Annotated in this window: 16 protein-coding genes; 9 read left to right on the forward strand and 7 right to left on the reverse strand. The window is 69.3% G+C overall.

What is annotated here, in order from left to right; translation table 11 throughout:
* Positions 1 to 238 precede the first annotated feature (238 nt).
* The gene (locus tag AC5P09_RS48845; protein ID WP_266436239.1) at positions 239 to 766 is read right to left on the reverse strand and encodes a YbjN domain-containing protein; all 528 of its coding nucleotides are present in this window, start codon (positions 764 to 766) and stop codon (positions 239 to 241) included.
* Between the two features lie 158 nt (positions 767 to 924).
* Here AC5P09_RS48845 and AC5P09_RS48850 point away from each other — a divergent pair, with 158 nt between their 5' ends.
* Positions 925 to 1416 carry a hypothetical protein gene (locus AC5P09_RS48850; protein ID WP_493880127.1) on the forward strand — a complete coding sequence of 164 codons (492 nt, stop codon included), beginning with the start codon at positions 925 to 927 and terminating at the stop codon, positions 1414 to 1416.
* An 81-nt stretch (positions 1417 to 1497) separates the two neighbouring features.
* Here the strand turns inward: AC5P09_RS48850 and clpB are convergent, their stop codons facing one another.
* Positions 1498 to 4104, reverse strand: coding sequence for an ATP-dependent chaperone ClpB (gene clpB, locus AC5P09_RS48855; RefSeq protein WP_493880128.1), 2607 nt, complete (start codon positions 4102 to 4104; stop codon positions 1498 to 1500).
* 131 nt (positions 4105 to 4235) lie between these two features.
* Here clpB and AC5P09_RS48860 point away from each other — a divergent pair, with 131 nt between their 5' ends.
* Complete coding sequence (locus AC5P09_RS48860; RefSeq protein WP_493880129.1) at positions 4236 to 4649, forward strand: pyridoxamine 5'-phosphate oxidase family protein; 414 nt, start codon at positions 4236 to 4238, stop codon at positions 4647 to 4649.
* Between the two features lie 237 nt (positions 4650 to 4886).
* On the opposite strand, the gene AC5P09_RS48865 is transcribed toward AC5P09_RS48860, so the two are convergent.
* Positions 4887 to 5222: a Rieske (2Fe-2S) protein gene (locus AC5P09_RS48865; protein WP_266436247.1), complete on the reverse strand. Its 336-nt coding sequence runs from the start codon at positions 5220 to 5222 to the stop codon at positions 4887 to 4889.
* Positions 5223 to 5588: 366 nt separating this feature from the next.
* Here AC5P09_RS48865 and AC5P09_RS48870 point away from each other — a divergent pair, with 366 nt between their 5' ends.
* Together AC5P09_RS48870 and AC5P09_RS48875 are read left to right on the forward strand one after the other, a co-directional pair.
* Positions 5589 to 6599, forward strand: coding sequence for a helix-turn-helix transcriptional regulator (locus tag AC5P09_RS48870; RefSeq protein WP_493880130.1), 1011 nt, complete (start codon positions 5589 to 5591; stop codon positions 6597 to 6599).
* 29 nt (positions 6600 to 6628) lie between these two features.
* Complete coding sequence (locus AC5P09_RS48875) at positions 6629 to 7612, forward strand: helix-turn-helix transcriptional regulator (protein WP_493880140.1); 984 nt, start codon at positions 6629 to 6631, stop codon at positions 7610 to 7612.
* Here the strand turns inward: AC5P09_RS48875 and AC5P09_RS48880 are convergent.
* Positions 7600 to 8622: a helix-turn-helix transcriptional regulator gene (locus AC5P09_RS48880; RefSeq protein ID WP_493880131.1), complete on the reverse strand. Its 1023-nt coding sequence runs from the start codon at positions 8620 to 8622 to the stop codon at positions 7600 to 7602. The genes AC5P09_RS48875 and AC5P09_RS48880 overlap by 13 nt on opposite strands.
* Positions 8623 to 8945: 323 nt before the next feature.
* On the opposite strand from AC5P09_RS48880, the gene AC5P09_RS48885 reads away from it, so the two are divergent.
* From AC5P09_RS48885 to AC5P09_RS48895, 3 genes are read left to right on the forward strand one after another with little or no spacing between them, the layout of a single operon-like run.
* A complete protein-coding gene (locus AC5P09_RS48885; RefSeq protein WP_493880132.1) occupies positions 8946 to 10490 on the forward strand; it encodes a circularly permuted type 2 ATP-grasp protein in 1545 nt (514 codons plus the stop codon).
* Complete coding sequence (locus AC5P09_RS48890; RefSeq protein ID WP_493880133.1) at positions 10487 to 11419, forward strand: alpha-E domain-containing protein; 933 nt, start codon at positions 10487 to 10489, stop codon at positions 11417 to 11419. The genes AC5P09_RS48885 and AC5P09_RS48890 overlap by 4 nt, the downstream gene beginning before the upstream one ends.
* Before the next feature lies 1 nt (position 11420).
* Positions 11421 to 12293, forward strand: a complete 873-nt coding sequence (locus tag AC5P09_RS48895; protein WP_493880134.1) for a transglutaminase family protein — start codon at positions 11421 to 11423, stop codon at positions 12291 to 12293.
* Between the two features lie 139 nt (positions 12294 to 12432).
* Here the strand turns inward: AC5P09_RS48895 and AC5P09_RS48900 are convergent, their stop codons facing one another.
* The 3 genes from AC5P09_RS48900 to AC5P09_RS48910 form a co-directional block, all read right to left on the reverse strand.
* The gene (locus AC5P09_RS48900) at positions 12433 to 13194 is read right to left on the reverse strand and encodes a 3-oxoacyl-ACP reductase family protein (protein ID WP_493880135.1); all 762 of its coding nucleotides are present in this window, start codon (positions 13192 to 13194) and stop codon (positions 12433 to 12435) included.
* A 240-nt stretch (positions 13195 to 13434) separates the two neighbouring features.
* Positions 13435 to 14094, reverse strand: a complete 660-nt coding sequence (locus AC5P09_RS48905) for a Uma2 family endonuclease (protein ID WP_493880136.1) — start codon at positions 14092 to 14094, stop codon at positions 13435 to 13437.
* A 103-nt stretch (positions 14095 to 14197) separates the two neighbouring features.
* Positions 14198 to 14659 carry an ATP-binding protein gene (locus tag AC5P09_RS48910; RefSeq protein ID WP_493880137.1) on the reverse strand — a complete coding sequence of 154 codons (462 nt, stop codon included), beginning with the start codon at positions 14657 to 14659 and terminating at the stop codon, positions 14198 to 14200.
* Positions 14660 to 14888: 229 nt separating this feature from the next.
* Between AC5P09_RS48910 and AC5P09_RS48915 the strand changes: the two genes are divergently transcribed.
* Positions 14889 to 15770 carry a helix-turn-helix domain-containing protein gene (locus AC5P09_RS48915; RefSeq protein WP_493880138.1) on the forward strand — a complete coding sequence of 294 codons (882 nt, stop codon included), beginning with the start codon at positions 14889 to 14891 and terminating at the stop codon, positions 15768 to 15770.
* Between the two features lie 10 nt (positions 15771 to 15780).
* A complete protein-coding gene (locus tag AC5P09_RS48920; RefSeq protein WP_493880139.1) occupies positions 15781 to 15963 on the forward strand; it encodes a DUF397 domain-containing protein in 183 nt (60 codons plus the stop codon).
* Positions 15964 to 16046: the final 83 nt, after the last annotated feature.

The following is a 16046-nucleotide window of genomic DNA, read 5'->3' on the forward strand; positions in this document are numbered from 1 at the left end:
CGACGGGTTCGGGAGGAGGCCGCTGGGAACAGGACCAGCCCCACAGGCTGGCACCTCGCCCGGCGGCCCACCTCACGGTAGCCGTCGAGGCGGCAGCGAGGTCCGCGGGCTGACCAGGTTTCCCACAGGCTGTGGACGGCGAGAGCCCGGCCCTGGCACGCGACCGTGGTGGTCGGCGCCCTGGCCGGGCTCTCTTCGCCGCTACGGGCGGTACAGGCCGTTACGGGCCCGGGGGGACCTACTCGTCCTCTTCGGGCTTCTCCGCGTCGTTGACCTCCTGCTCGAGGCCCAGCTGCTCGACGAGCCACTTGTCGAACTCGATGGCGGCCCGCACCCAGCTGACCGTGGAGGACACGAAGTGCTCCAGGCTGACGCCGGTGCCGATCAGCATCTGCGCCTCGCCGATCAGACGGACGGTGCCGTCGTCATGCGTGTGCGTGTAGACCTTGGGCCACAGGGTGCGCCGGTTCCAGTCGTCGATGGACTCCAGCAGCAGAGGCTTCTCGTCGATCTTGTGGGGGCGGTCGTAGAACGTCCGCACCGAGAAGACCTGCTGGTCTCCCTCACCACGGAACATGAAGTACGTACGGAACTGCTCCCACGGCGCCGCGAGGTCACCCTCGTCGTCGACGACATACTTCAGCTCCATCTGGTCGAGGAGCTGCTTCACGAGGTCCTGATCCGGGACGACGGGGCCCGCCGGACCTGACGGCTGCGGCTCGGGCTGGCCCCCGAAGTTCGGAATCGAGGACGGGTCGATGGTCACCGTGATTTTCCCTTCGTACGGATCCTGCCATCCTCCCCCATGCGGGGAGGGGGGTGGCAAGCCCAGGCGAGTCTGTGAGCCACGGGCTGACATGATCCGGTCAGCAGGAAGCAGGTGCAGGAAGCAGGTACCGACCGGTACCCGACGGAGGGGAACTCATGACGCGGAGCGGCAACGAACCCGTGACGGAGCCGAGGACGCCCGGCAGGACCCGCTGGGGCGTGTTCGCGGCGATCCTGGCGTTACCGGGCCTGCTGGTGGCGGGAGCGCTCGTGCTGCTCGTCCTGTGGCTGTTCACCGACGACACCGTACGGACGGGGGTCGAGAAGGCACCCTGCGCCGAGGCGCTGGCCTTCGGCGGGGCGGAACTGCCCTCCGGCGCGGACGACACCGCCTGCGAGGTGCAGTCCGGCATCGACACCCGCTACGACGCCCGCTTCCGTATGCCCCGCGACGAGGTGCACGACTGGCTGGCGGCCACGTACCGGGGCGGGCCCGAGCCGCGGACCTCGCAGTGCGGCGAGGCCACGGCCGACCTCTGCCTGAACCTGGGCCCCGGGGAGTTTGGCGACCACGGCGCCGTACAGGTGGACATCACTCACGACGGGCCGGACTGGTCCCGGGTGCGGTTCGTGGCGTTCACACTGTGACCGTGACTGTGACTGTGACCGTGACCGTGACCCGGGCGGGGGCCGAGAAGACCGGCATCCCCGCCCGTGTCGTCCGTCCGTTCAGAGCGTCTTGCCGGTCGACGGCCCGACGATCAGGCCGTCCCCGAACGTGTCCACCCGGACCGTGTCGCCGTCCTTGATCTCGCCGGAGAGGATCTCCTTGGCGAGCCGGTCGCCAATGGCGGTCTGGACGAGGCGGCGCAGCGGGCGGGCGCCGTAGGCCGGGTCCATGCCCTCGGTCGCGAGCCAGGCCAGGGCGTCCTCGCTGACCTCCAGGGTGAGGCGGCGTTCGGCGAGGCGGACCGCGAGGCGGTCGATCTGGAGGCGGGCGATCCGGCTCAGCTCGTCCTTCGACAGGGCCGAGAAGACGACCAGGTCGTCGAGCCGGTTGAGGAACTCCGGCTTGAAGGAGGACCGGACCAACTCCAGCACCTGCTCCTTCTTCTCCGCCTCGCTAGTGATCGGGTCGACGAGGAACTGGCTGCCCAGGTTCGAGGTGAGGACCAGGATCGTGTTGCGGAAGTCCACCGTTCGGCCCTGGCCGTCCGTCAGGCGGCCGTCGTCCAGCACCTGGAGGAGGATGTCGAAGACCTCCGGGTGCGCCTTCTCGACCTCGTCGAGCAGGACGACGCTGTACGGCCGCCGCCGCACCGCCTCCGTGAGCTGGCCGCCCTCCTCGTAGCCGACGTAGCCGGGAGGGGCGCCGACGAGCCGGGACACCGTGTGCTTCTCGCCGTACTCGCTCATGTCGATGCGGACCATCGCCCGCTCGTCGTCGAACAGGAAGTCGGCGAGGGCCTTGGCCAGTTCGGTCTTGCCGACGCCGGTGGGGCCGAGGAAGAGGAAGGAGCCGGTCGGGCGGTCGGGGTCCGCGATGCCGGCGCGGGTGCGCCGTACGGCGTCCGACACGGCCTGCACGGCCTCCGTCTGCCCGATGAGGCGACGGCCCAACTCCTCCTCCATGCGCAGGAGTTTCTGCGTCTCGCCCTCCAGGAGACGCCCGGCGGGGATGCCGGTCCAGGCGGCGACGGTGTCGGCGATGTCGTCGGCGCCGACCTCCTCCTTGACCATGGTGTCCTTGGAGGCTTCCTCCTCGGCCTGCGAGGCGGCCTCCAGGTCCCGTTCCAGGGTGGGGATCTCGCCGTACAGCAGCTTGGAGGCGGTGTCGAAGTCGCCGTCGCGCTGGGCCCGTTCGGCCTGGCCGCGCAGTTCGTCGAGCTTCTCCTTCAGCTCGCCGACGCGGTTGAGGGACTGCTTCTCCTTCTCCCAGCGGGCGGTCAGGCCCCGCAGCTCCTCCTCCTTGTCGGCGAGATCGCGCCGCAGCCGCTCCAGCCGCTCGCGCGAGGCCGGGTCGGTCTCCTTGACCAGCGCGAGCTCCTCCATCTTCAACCGGTCGACACCGCGCTGGAGTTCGTCGATCTCCAGGGGCGAGGAGTCGATCTCCATGCGGAGGCGGGAGGCCGCCTCGTCGACCAGGTCGATGGCCTTGTCGGGGAGGAAGCGGGAGGTGATGTACCGGTCGGAGAGGGTCGCGGCCGCGACCAGCGCGCTGTCCGCGATCACGACCTTGTGGTGGGCCTCGTAGCGGCCCTTGAGCCCGCGCAGGATGGCGATGGTGTCCTCGACGCTCGGCTCGGCGACCAGCACCTGCTGGAAGCGGCGCTCCAGGGCGGGGTCCTTCTCGATCCGCTCGCGGTACTCGTCCAGGGTCGTGGCACCGACCATGCGCAGCTCACCGCGGGCGAGCATGGGCTTGAGCATGTTGCCGGCGTCCATCGAGGAGTCCCCGCCGGCGCCGGCGCCCACGACGGTGTGCAGCTCGTCGATGAAGGTGATGACCTGCCCGTCGGAGTCCTTGATCTCCGCGAGGACGGTCTTCAGCCGCTCCTCGAACTCACCGCGGTACTTCGCCCCGGCGACCATGGCGCTGATGTCGAGCGCGACGAGCCGCTTGTTCTTGAGGGACTCGGGCACGTCGCCCTTGATGATCCGCTGGGCGAGCCCTTCGACCACGGCGGTCTTGCCGACGCCGGGCTCGCCGATGAGCACGGGGTTGTTCTTGGTCCGGCGGGACAGCACCTGCACCACGCGGCGGATCTCCTGGTCCCGCCCGATGACGGGATCGAGCTTGCCCTCCCGCGCGGCGGCGGTGAAGTCGGTCCCGAACTTCTCCAGGGCCTTGTACTGACCCTCGGGATCGGCGGTGGTCACGCGGCGTCCTCCCCTTGCCTTCTGGAAGGCCTCCGACAGCTTCTTCGCCGTGGCCCCCTGCCCGGAGAGTACGTCCCCGGCCGGGCCGCCCTTCGCGGCGATCCCGATCAGCAGGTGCTCGGTGGAGAGGTACTCGTCACCGAGCTCCTTGGCCCGCTCCTGGGCGTCCGCGATCACGGCGAGCAGTTCGCGGTTGGGCTGCGGGGGCGCGACGGTCGACCCGGTCACGCTGGGCAGCGAGGCCAGCACCTTCTCCGCGCCGGCCCGCACGGCGGCCTGGTCGGCGTCGACGGCGGCCAGCAGATCGACGATGTTCTCGTTTGCTTGATGGCCTCGCCCCTGCAGAAGCGCCAGGAGCAGGTGGGCCGGGGTGAGGTCCGGGTGCCCCTCGGTCACGGCCCGGTTGCCGGCCGCGTTGATGGCGTCCCGGCTCCGGTTGGTCAGCTCGGCGTCCACGTTCGCTGTCTCCTCCTCGGCGTCCTTGCGTCAGCCGTCCCGTCTCACATGACTCAATCAACGTACACAAAGTTGAGTCTATTCCACTCAAGGTGTCCGGTGGGGGTCCTGGACCGGCTAACTTCCGGACCATGGCCGCATACCCTCAGGACCCGGGTGCCCCGGACGCGCCGTACCTCAGCTTCTGGCGCGAACGGCATCTGTGCACCCTGACGACACCACGCCCGGACGGCAGCCCGCACGTAGTACCGGTCGGAGTGACATACGACCCCGAGGGCCGTCTGGCTCGGGTGATCGCGGACAAGAAGAGCACCAAGGTCCGCAACATCCTGGCGGCGGGGCCGGCTGGGGCCCTCGTCGCGGTCTGCCAGGTCGACGGCCGCCGCTGGGCCACGCTGGAGGGGCGGGCGTTCGTGCGCACGGAGGCGGAACACGTCGCGGAGGCGGAGCACCGCTACGAGGAGCGCTACGGGCACGCACCGCGTCCGAACCCGACGCGGGTGGTCATCGAGATAGCGCTGACGCGGGCGATGGGGCGGGGCTGAGGGCCGGACCGAAGGGCCGGGGAGGGGTCGGGGGAGGGAAAGAGGACGAACGGTCGGTCTTCGAGGGCCGCCGAAACCCGCCCCGTACGCAAGATCGACCGCTTTCGGCCACACCTCGATCCACCCGATACCCGGAAATGTCCCGCAAAACTGCAGCGGCGTCACCGTGTTCAGGTCACGGTGACGCCGCTGCGGGGGGGAAGCACCTGAGCGATCTGTTACGACGGGGGAATCGCGTCAGGCACTGCGGGGGGTGGCTGAGATGGTCCTTACGGGCGGAGTGTCCGACTCCACCAGTCGATGGTCCCGCTGGTCCAGGTTCACAAAGATCATTCCGTACCGAATGGCACACCGCACAGGCTGCGGCGCACCCCGGGGCTTCCTCAGGCACCGGTAGGCCCGTACGTCCTCGTCCTCGTCGCGCGTCACGACGACCGGCTCACCGAAGACGGTCACCATCAGCGAGTCACCGGCGTGGGGGATCGCGGTGACGAGGTCGATGAAGTGCCATCCCGAGCGGTAGGCGGTGGCCATTTCGCGGCGGAAGGAGCGGTCGTCGGGTGGAGTGGTCATGCGTCCGCGCCCGCCGGGGTCGACCAGCCGACGTCATCACTGGCGCCGGGGGTGATCGCCCAACCGACGTCCGCGCTGGCACCGGCGACAGTCGCCCAGCCGACATCCTTCACCGCGGCCGTGCTCGCCTCTCCAGTGGGACTCGCCCAGCCGACGTCGAGAGGACCGGCCGCACCGCTGGCCAGCGCAACAACGAAGGCAGTGGCAAGCACCGAGCGAAGCATTCTCTTTTTCATAGTCGGCTTCGTCCTCACTTGATGGCTTCCTCTCCCCCGTGAAACAAGACGATGGCTCATTCAGGCACGTCAATGCCACACATGCGATGCATCATGTTCCTGCACGTTCAGGACCCTGGGGGGTGGAGATTTGCCATCGAAGAACACAAAAGGGATACATCCGCATGGCATAGCCGATCTATGTGCCGAAGGTGCGCGTATCTATGCCAACGCCCTCGGCGCAGGACGCGTCTCTCGCCGTGAGGTCGAGCCTGCCCCATGTCTGCTCGAGTTCGCCTTGCTCCACCCCGATCCGGACGACGCCCAGTGGCTCCGCCCGGTTCCGCCGTCCGTCGTGCTGGCTCAGCAGCTCCAGCCCCTGGAACGCGAGATCCAGGACCGACGTCGGCTCACCCTCGACCTTGCGGGCACCTTCCAGCCGTTCCTGGAGATCAGTGCCCAGAAACCCGCGACCACGCACGCCATCACCGTGCTGGAGGGCATCGACCGCATCCATTCGGCGCTCGACGTGGCGATCGCCGAGGCCCGCACCGAAGTCCTGACGATCCAGCCCGGCGGCAGTCGGCCGGAGCACATCCTCAGCCAGGCACTGAAGCGCAGCAAGCCGCTGATCGAGCGCGGCATCTCCATGCGCACCCTCTACCAGCACACGGTCCGGCACAGCCAGAGCACCTACGCCTACATGGACAAGATGGCCGGCGCCAAGGTGGAGATCCGCACGCTCGAAGAACTCATCGAGCGGCTCATCATCTGCGACACCACGGTCGCCTTCATCCCCGCCCAGGACGACCGGACGGTCGCCCTGGAACTGCGCCATCCCGGTCTCGTGCAGTACCTCATCAGGGTCTTCGAACAGCTCTGGCAGCGGGCAACCCCCCTCATGGACGAAGTCCGGTACGAATCCACACCCGAGGGCATCACCGGCGTCCAGCGATCCATCGCCAAGCTCCTCATCGACGGCCACGTGGACGAGGCGATCGCAAGGCGACTCGGCATGAACGTCCGCACCTGCCGCGCTCACATCGCCAAACTCGCCGCGGCCCTGGGCAGTGGGAGCCGGGCACAACTCGGCTTTCTCATCGCCCAGTCGGGGATCCTGGACCAGGATCACGCGGGCGTGAAGGAAGACGGTCATCCGTGAGCGAGGTCCGCACCCCTACGACGACGCAAGTGGCCGCGCCGCACCGGGAGCACAGCGTGGAAGACCTGTGCGCGACGGGAACGGTGCTGTACGAGCGTGCCCTGCGCGAAGGCCACGTGAGCTCGGCCGACGCGGAAGCGGCACCCTGTCTGGTCGACTTCGGGCTCCTGCATCCCTCCGTGGCGGACCTGAACCGGCTGGAGCCCGTCGCCCCGGCCGTCGCCCTGCACCGGATGCTGCGAACCGCCGAGGAACGCATCGCGGACGAGCGCAGGCGCGAACAGCGGTTGGCGGACATGTTCGAACCGCTGCTGCGGATCGACGGCCGCATGACGGGAGCCGAGAACACCCCCACGGTCACCGTTCTCAGCGGCCTCGGCCGGATCAGGCAGGCCATAGCCCAGGCCATGGCCGACACCTCGGGCGAGCTCCTCGCCATCCAGCCACACACCAGCCACACCCGCCTGACCCCCAGTGTCATTGATGAAGCGGTGGTCCGCGACCAGGCCCTGCTCGACCGCGGCGGCCGCATCCGCACGCTCTACCAGCACACCCTCCGCCACGCGCCGACCGTCCTCCGCCGCTACGAAGAACTGCGAGGTGACGTGGAAGCCCGCTCCCTGGACGAAGTGACGGAGCGCATCCTCATCCTCGACCGTGCGGTGGCCTTCATCCCGGCGAACGCGGACCGGACGCTGGCGTTGGAGATCCGCCACCCGGCCATCGTCACTTTCCTGGCCACCACCTTCGACCGCCTCTGGCGCCTGGCCACCCCCATGTACCCCCGGGCAGTCCAACAACCCGCCCTGAACGGCGTCACCCCCCGCCAACGCGCGATAGCCGCCCTCCTCGTCGAGGGCCACACCGATGCCGTCATAGCCGACCGCCTCGGCATGAACATCCGCACCGCCCGCGTCCACATCGCCAAACTCGCCTCCACCCTCGGCAGCGAGAGCAGGGCGCAGCTCGGTTATCTCATCGGACGGTCCGGGATCCTTGATCAGGAAGGGTGAGGGACGGACCCCAACCCCACATCGGCCGGACGGGACCTACCGTCCAGGCCCACCTGGGCGATGCGGACGCCCAGTTGCGTACGGCTGGCCGCACCGAGCGTCTCCGACAGGCGCGCGATGTGCGCCCGGCACGTCCGGACGCTGATCCCCAGCCGTTCCGCGATCACCGCGTCCTGGTGGCCCTCCGCGAGCAGCGCCGCGATGGACTGCTCCCGGTGCGAGATGCCCTCGATGCCGGTGTCGGGGAGGGGGGCGGTCAGCGGGATCGCCAGGCGCCACAGACGCTCGAAGACCGTCACCAGGTACTCCACCAGCGCCGGATGCCGTAGCTCCAGCGCCAGGGTGCGGTCGGCGTTCGCCGGGATGAAGGCCACCGTACGGTCGAACAGGATCAGGCGGTCGATCACCTCGTCGAGGGTCCGCGCCTGGACCGTGCCGCCCATCAACTCCAGGTAGTTGAGCAGGCCCTGCCCGTGCCGCGCCACGTGCGTGTACAGATCGCGCATGCGAACGCCCCGGCCGCGCAGCGCCAGCGCCCGGTGCAGGCCTTCCGTCAGCTCGTGCTCGGGGCGGATGCCGCCGGGCTGGACGGTCAGGACCTCCGTCGTGCAGGCCTCCGTCGCCTCGTCCATCGCCGCCTGGATGCGGGAGAGTCCGTCGAGGACGCGGATCGCGCCGCCCTCGGCGGTGGCCGCCTGCCGCTGCGGGCCGAGGCCCGCGTACCACTCGAAGGCCGCGACCGCCGAGCCCACCCGCCGCTGGCTCGCGCTGACCTCGTCGTACAGTCCGCGCAGCAGCCGCGTCATGACCTCCTGGGGTGCCGTCGGCACCAGCCAGGCCATGTCGTCGGGGTCCGGGTGGAGCAGGGCCAGATCCAGCAGGCAGGGCACCGGCTCGGCGTCCTCGCGCGGCACGCGGCCCCGCCGCACGGCCCGGGAATACACGCGATCCCCGGCCTCGCACAGCCGGTCGGCACCGTGCGGATGCTCGTCCGTCCCGTGCCCGGCCATCGCCCGTTCCACCCCCGGTTCCAGCGTCTTTCGCAGCGCAACTATGCGCGGACCCGACCCGCTCCGCAACACGGCTCCTCCCGCCTCAGGAGGGAGAAAACGCCGGTATGCCCCACTACATCCACGCCTCCGCCAGTCGGGTTGCAACAAGCTGACGGTGGTGTTCAGTACCCGCCGGGCACCCGGCGGAACCCGCGCCGCCACAGCCACGACACTCCGCGGCGCCACTCGCCCCGGACACCACACCCGCACCCCTGTTCCGCGTGCGTTCCCGGAAATGCCCGAGTGATCGTCGCGTTACGTCCCGCCTCTAACGTCAGGCCATGGCGGACATATTTGACGCGTACGCGTTGGCCGACGCGTGGGACGAGATGTTTGAGCGGCCGGGTGAGGTCAGGACCGCCTATGAGCCGGTGCTGGCGGCACTGCAGCCGATCGAGCCGAGCGAACTGCGCTTCCGGGCCGACCAGATGGCCAGAGCGTTCACCGACCGAGGAGTGACCTACGCCTTCGCGGGCGAGGAGCGGCCCTGGCCGCTGGACCTCGTGCCCAGGATCCTGGACGCCCTGGAATGGGATCTCATACAACGCGGGGTGAGCCAGAGAGTCAGGGCCCTGGAGGCCTACCTCTCCGACGCCTACGGGCCCGCCCGTGCCTTCGAGGACGGGGTCGTGCCCTGGCGGCTGCTCCTCAACTCCCCCCACTTCCACCGTGCGGCCCATGGGGTCGAGCCCCCGGGAGGCGTACGCATCCACGTCGCCGGCATCGATCTCGTCCGGGACGAGGCCGGGGACTTCCGGGTCCTCGAGGACAACGTGCGCGTGCCCAGCGGGGTCTCGTACGTCATCGAGAACCGGCGCGCGATGACCCGGATCTTCCCGTCCCTCTTCGCCGAGCAGCACGTCGTCCCCGTCGACGGATACGCCCAGCGCCTGCTCGCCGCCCTGCGCGCCGCCGCGCCCGACGGCACCCAGGACCCGCGGGTGGTCGTCCTGACCCCCGGGCCGAGCAACGCCGCCTACTTCGAACACGCGCTGCTCGCCCGGCTGATGGGCGTGCAGCTGGTCGAGGGGCACGACCTCGCCTGCCGCGGCAACCGGGTGTGGATGCGGACCACCCGCGGCGAGGTACCCGTCCATGTCGTATACCGGCGCCTGGACGACGACTTCCTCGACCCGCTCCACTTCCGCCCCGACTCGGTGATCGGCTGCCCCGGCATCATGGGCGCCGCCCTCGCGGGGAACGTCACCCTTGCCAACGCGGTCGGCAACGGCATCGCGGACGACAAGCTGCTCTACACGTACGTCCCGGACCTGATCCGGTACTACCTCTCCGAAGAACCGATTCTTCCCAACGTGGAGTCCTTCCGGCCGGACGAACCCGGCCAGCTGGATGCCGTCCTCGACCAGATCGACCAGCTGGTCATCAAGCCGGTCGACGGCGCCGGCGGCCAGGGCATCGTCATCGGACCGAAGGCCGACCGCGAGACCCTCGAACGCACCCGCGCGGCCGTCATCGCCGATCCCCGCGGCTTCATCGCCCAGCGGCCCGTCGCCCTGTCGACCTCCCCCACCCTCGCGGGCGAACGCATGGCGCCGCGCCACATAGACCTACGGCCTTTCGCCGTCAACGACGGCAACGACGTCTGGGTCCTGCCCGGCGGCCTGACCCGCGTCGCCCTCCAGGAGGGCAACCTGATCGTCAACTCCAGCCAGGGCGGCGGCTCCAAGGACACCTGGGTGCTCGCCGAGGGGCCCGCGCAGCAGCCCGCCCCGGTCGGCAACGGCTCGGTGCCCGACGTGGCGCCCCGCCAGCTCGGACCCGACGGCGCCCCCGCCGTCGTACAGGAAGGGGCGCAGCAACAGTGAACGACGTGATCCTGTCCCGGATAGCCGAGGCCCTCACCTGGACCGGACGGTATGTCGAGCGCGCCGACAACACCGGCCGCATCCTCGACGCCTACCTGCACCGCATGCTGGAGGATCCCTGGCGCGACGAGGACGCGGCCTGCCGGTCGCTGTACGCGATCCTCGGCGTCGACGCGGGCGAGCAACGCGTCGACATGCAGCAGGTCTTGGACCAGCTGGCCTTCGACGCCCGCTCCACCTGCTCCATCGAGGGCGCGCTCGGCGCGGCCCGGCTCAACGCCCGCAGCGCCCGCGAGGCGGTCTCCTCCGAGATGTGGGAGTGCCTCAACTCCACCTGGCACGCCCTCGCCGACCAACGGCTCGCGGCCCGCCGTACCGGTCCGTACGCGTACCTGGAACTGGTACGCCGCCGGGCGGCCCTCTTCTTCGGCCTGGCCGACTCCACCATGAGCCGCGACGACAGCTGGCGTTTCGTCGTCCTGGGCAGGAGCCTGGAACGGGTGGACATGACCGTACGGCTGCTGTCCGTGCGCGTACTCGACGCGGCGCACGCGCCCGACTGGCCGACCCTGCTCAGCGCGTCCGGCGCCGACGAGGCGTACGCGCGCGTGCACAGCGGCTTCGGCGACACCTCGCGGGTGGCCGAATTCCTGCTCATGGACCGGGAGTTCCCGCGCTCCGCGCTGCACGCCCTGACGACGGCGGAGGAGTGCCTGGCCGCGCTCGGCCGCCCCCGCCAGGACCCGGCGCGCCGCCCGATCGGCCGGATGCGCACCCGCCTCGAGTACCTGGACTCCCAGGCACTGGAAGACCAGCTCCCGCACCTCCTCCGCGACTTGCAGCAGGCCTGCATGGCGTCCGCGGACGGCGTGGCCGAGCGGTTCTTCCCCTACCAGGGCCCCGTCGAGTGGGCCACCGAAGGAGCCTGAGATGACGACCATGACCACGATGACCACCAAGGGCATGCGCCGCCTCCGCATCCGGCACGTCACCCGGGTCTCCTATGCCCAGGCCGCCGTCTCCTCGCACAACGAGGTCCGCATGACCCCGCTGACCCTGCCCCACCAGACCACGCTGGACTCCCGGGTCACCGTCAGCCCGACGGCCACCACCTGGTCGTACTGGGACTACTGGGGCACCCAGGTCACCGGCTTCGACCTGATGGACCCGCACGCCGACCTGACCATCACCGCCTCCAGCCTGGTCGAGACCCACGCGCCGGGCCCCCTCCCCCAGCCCCCGGACTGGCCGGAAGTAGCCGCACACACCGCCCGCTCCCGCCTCCTGGAATTCGCGGGCGAAACTCTCCGTACGACCCTCCCCGCCGACCTGATCGAGCAGGCGAGGGCCGCGTCGGCCGGCCTCGACCCGCACGAGACGGCCGCCACCGTCTCGGCCCTGGTCGCCGACCGCGTCTCCTACCTCCCCGGCTCCACCGGGGTGACCACCTCCGCCGCCGAGGCCTGGGAACAGGGCGCGGGCGTCTGCCAGGACATCGCCCACGTCACCCTCGCCCTGCTGCGAGGCCTGGGCCTCCCCACGCGCTACGTCTCCGGCTACCTCCACCCCGAACGGGACGCGGAACTCCACCGCCCCGTCGCCGGCCAGAGCCACGCCTGGGTCGAGTACTGGGCCGGCGACTGGTGCGGCTACGACCCCACCAACCGGACACGGGCCGACGAGTCGCATGTGGTGGTGGGGCGGGGGCGGGACTATGACGATGTGACGCCGCACAAGGGGGTTTATCGGGGGGTGGCTGGTGGGTTGCCGGAGGTGACTGTGGAGTTCACTCGGGTGGGGTGAGGGGCCAGAAGCGGGCCGGTACGCGGGCCGGTACGCGGGCCGGTACGCGGGCCGGTACGCGGGCCGGTACGCGGGCCGGTACGCGGGCCGGCTGGAACTACCCGGTGACACAAGGGTGCCGGTCAGGCGTCCGAGCGGCTCAGACCGTGTAGCCGCCGTCGATGTTGATCGTCGCGCCCGTCACGAAGCCCGATTCGGGGCCGGCGAGGTAGACGATCAGGCCGGTCAGCTCCTCGGGGGAGGCGAACCGTCCAGCCGGGGTCAGCGGGATCATCAGCGGCGCGAGGTCACCGTCGGCCGGATTGCTGTCGGTGTCGACCGGGCCGGGCTGGACGTTGTTCACTGTGATCGCCCTCGGCCCCAATTCCCGGGCCAGCGCCCGGGTGAAACCGCCGATGGCCGCTTTGGTGAGGGCGTACGGCGTGCCGTTCGGCATCGGCATCCGCTCGGCGAAGACGCTGCCGATCGAGATGATCCGGCCGCCGTCCCCCATGTGCCGCAGCGCCTCCTGGGTGGCCACGAACACCGAGCGTATGTTCAACGCGACGGACCGGTCGAAGTCGTCGACGGTGAGCTGCTCGATCGGTCCGACGGCACCGCCCCCGGCGTTGTTCACCAGGATGTCCAGCCGGCCGAAGGCCTCCACGGTGCCGTTGACCGCCGCCCGGACCGCTTCCGCGTCCCCCGCGTCGGCCGCGATGGCCACGGCTTTGCCGCCTTCGGACGTGATGCTCTCGACGACCTTGTCGGCGTGGCCGGGAGACGAGTTGTACGTGATCGCCACGGCCGCGCCCTCCCGGGCCAGGCGACGGGCGATGGCCGCGCCGATGCCGCGGCTCGCGCCGGTCACCAAGGCGGCCTTGCCGCTCAGTTGCCCGCTCACAGTGGTGGTCGCGCTCATTCACTTCACCCCGAACTTCGGATCATTCGTTGCAGGGTGTCCCTGCAATGAAGAGGTCTTTGTTGATCGGTCAACTGACGCTATCGCGATTGCTTGACGCATCAACCAAGGATGTGCGATCACACAGTGTTTGTTCTGGGGCTTTTCCGCAGCGGCGGCATGAAGATTCCGTGCAGACCAGAGCATTGCCGGGCCGGCCCGGTACAGGCGCACATCGGCAGCTTCGCCCCCTCGCTGACCTCAGGCCCGCTTCGGGCCGGTGATCGCCTCCCCGATCACGAATCCCTTGGCGGGGCCTTCGGGGATCGTGACTTCGGTGCCGTAGGGGACGCGGTGGATGTCCTCCCAGTCGGCCTGGTCGGGGCGAGGGCCGGTGAAGAGGGTGACGGCGCCCTGGTCGTCGTAGTCGTCGATGAGCACGTAGACGGGGATGCCGGCGCGGGCGTATTCGCGGCGCTTGCGGAGGCGGTCGCGGTCCTGGTTGCGCTTGCCGGGGGAGACGACTTCGACGACCATCTCGACCGCAGAAGCCTTGATACCGAGGCCATCCTCCGCCTCGGCCTGCTCCGCGTCCCGAGGAGCTACCAATCCGTCCGGAATCCAGGCCTTGAGCGCGTGGATCACATTCGTGTCGTTCCAGGCACCGTAGTCACTGTCGTGCAGAAAGATCCCCAAGGCGTCCCGCAGACGGTTGACAATCTGGGCATGCGAAAAGCGTCCGGTGGGCGACACCTCGATGGCTCCCTCAATGATCTCAGCGCGGTAGCCCTCGGGGAGTTCGCTGGCCTTCCATAGCTGCCACAGGACCTCGTCCAGCTCGGGGCCGTTCTCGGCCGGGGAGAAAGACTCGGTCATGGTCTCGGTCATGGTCTCCGGCCTTTCGTGCGCAACAGCAGTCATGGTGGCGTCACCTCCTCAAGTGTGGGCTGGGCGTGCTTGGGGCACAAGCAACGCGATCACGGTAGGTACGGCTATACGGCTGAGCAGGGGAAATACCCCCTGCTCACCCGTTCGAGCGAGGGCGGAACGATCCACCATTCCCGCCCAGCTCGAACCACACCCCCTTCGCGAACCGACCGGCCCTCTCGGCTGCGACACCCCATGTGTCCGCCATCTCCGCGACGAGCGCGAGCCCTCTCCCCCAGCAGGCAACGGCTCCGGCGGCGGGGTGCGTGACGACGGGCGGGTCGGGGCTCTCGTCGAAGACGCTCACGTGGAAGCGGGCCGGGGTGAGGCGGACGCGGAGCATGGCGGTGCCCTTGGTGTGCAGGTGGACGTTGGTGACGAGTTCAGAGGTGCACAGGGCGGCGGGCATGACGAGGGGCTCGCGGTCGTGGGTGAAGAGAACGGCCCGTACGAAGTCACGGCAGAGGCGGGGGGCGGTGGCGTCGGCGGGGGCGAAGAGGCTGTATTCGTGGGTGAGTTGAGTAGGGCGGTGGGCGGCGGGGTGGCGGGCTGGGTCCATGGGGGCTCCTTGGTACGAGGGGGTGGCTTGCCCTGCGATGGCGATGCCCGGGTGGGGGTTCGGGTGCTCTGTCGGCTTATGGGCAGGGGAGGTTGTGCGGTTTCGGTAAGTCACCGAAGCCACACTCAAGGTAGCGATGAAGGGTTCTCGCGAGCAACCTGATCGCCAGAATCGATGGACTAACTACCGCCGACGGGGCAGACTTTGGGCCGATCACCAAGGAGAACCCGTGGGACTGCGCACCACCATCACCGAGCGACAGCGGCGACTCGGCTTCGAACTCAAACAACTGCGCGAACGCGCCGGGTTGACCACCAGCGAAGCCGCCGACCGGATCGGCATGACACGCGGGCAGCTGGGGCACATCGAAGCCGGCCGGACCTCGATCCTCACCGAGCGACTGCTCGAGCTCTGCCTGGTTTACGGTTGCTCAGAGGATCCCTATGTCGAGTCCTTGGTCTCTCTGTCCGAGACGAGCGGCAAAGGCTGGTGGCGCACGTACCGGAAGCACATGGGGTCGCACGCGCTGAACCTGGCCGAGCTCGAATCAGAGGCCGCGGCCATCCGGACGCACGAGCCACTGTTCATCCCGGGCCTCTTCCAGACCGCCGACTACACGCGAGCCATCTTCACCAGTGAGGACCTGGGCTTCGCCAACATCGAGGAGGGGCTGCGGTTCCGGATGGAACGGCAGCACATCCTGACGCGCGAGAACCCGCCCTCCGTGCATGCCGTCATCCACGAGTCCGCGCTGCACATGCGGTTCGGCCGCACCGAGGTCGTACGGGAGCAGTTGCTGCATCTCATCGAGCTGGCGCGTATGCCGAACGTCACCATCCAGGTCTATCCGTTCACGTCCCAGGCACACGCGGCTCTCACCGGCAACTTCGCCCATATCATCCCCGCCAACCCGAAGTTGGGCACGGTAGTGGTCGAACAGCTTCTGGGCTCCCACTACTTGGTCCAGCAGCGCCAGCTCCAGGAGTACAACTCGCTGTTCGACCGGATCGCGAAGAACGCCCTCGCCCCTATCGACGTATCGTTGGCCCCCGAAACACACTCGGTGAAGGACTCGCTGGCCCTCATCCAGCACGTGCTCTACACCCTCTGAGGAGGCGCGGATGCCCGAACTGCACTGGCAGAAGTCGTCGTACAGCGGCGGCCCGGAAGGCAACTGCCTCTACGTCGCCACCGCCCCCGACGGAACGATCCGCCTCCGCGAGAGCGACACCCCGGACGTCATCCTGACCACCGCCCCCGTCGGCCTCGCCGCCCTGATCCTGTACGTCACGGACGCCGACTGAGAGGTCGGACACGGCGGCCGGAGCTGCGAGGTTGCCGTTGGGCCACTCGCTTCTTGGCAGTGTCGTGCTTCCACGACCCGAGT

This window comes from Streptomyces sp. a15 (assembly GCF_059026085.1).

What these genes read in the sequence shown, in the direction of transcription:
- AC5P09_RS48850 (WP_493880127.1), top strand. Translation starts at nt 925, where the DNA reads ATGACGCGGAGCGGCAACGAACCCGTGACGGAGCCGAGGACGCCCGGC.
- AC5P09_RS48860 (WP_493880129.1), top strand. Translation starts at nt 4,236, where the DNA reads ATGGCCGCATACCCTCAGGACCCGGGTGCCCCGGACGCGCCGTACCTC.
- AC5P09_RS48865 (WP_266436247.1), bottom strand. Translation starts at nt 5,222, where the DNA reads ATGACCACTCCACCCGACGACCGCTCCTTCCGCCGCGAAATGGCCACC.
- AC5P09_RS48880 (WP_493880131.1), bottom strand. Translation starts at nt 8,622, where the DNA reads ATGGCCGGGCACGGGACGGACGAGCATCCGCACGGTGCCGACCGGCTG.
- AC5P09_RS48885 (WP_493880132.1), top strand. Translation starts at nt 8,946, where the DNA reads ATGGCGGACATATTTGACGCGTACGCGTTGGCCGACGCGTGGGACGAG.
- AC5P09_RS48895 (WP_493880134.1), top strand. Translation starts at nt 11,421, where the DNA reads ATGACGACCATGACCACGATGACCACCAAGGGCATGCGCCGCCTCCGC.
- AC5P09_RS48900 (WP_493880135.1), bottom strand. Translation starts at nt 13,194, where the DNA reads ATGAGCGCGACCACCACTGTGAGCGGGCAACTGAGCGGCAAGGCCGCC.
- AC5P09_RS48905 (WP_493880136.1), bottom strand. Translation starts at nt 14,094, where the DNA reads ATGACTGCTGTTGCGCACGAAAGGCCGGAGACCATGACCGAGACCATG.
- AC5P09_RS48910 (WP_493880137.1), bottom strand. Translation starts at nt 14,659, where the DNA reads ATGGACCCAGCCCGCCACCCCGCCGCCCACCGCCCTACTCAACTCACC.
- AC5P09_RS48920 (WP_493880139.1), top strand. Translation starts at nt 15,781, where the DNA reads ATGCCCGAACTGCACTGGCAGAAGTCGTCGTACAGCGGCGGCCCGGAA.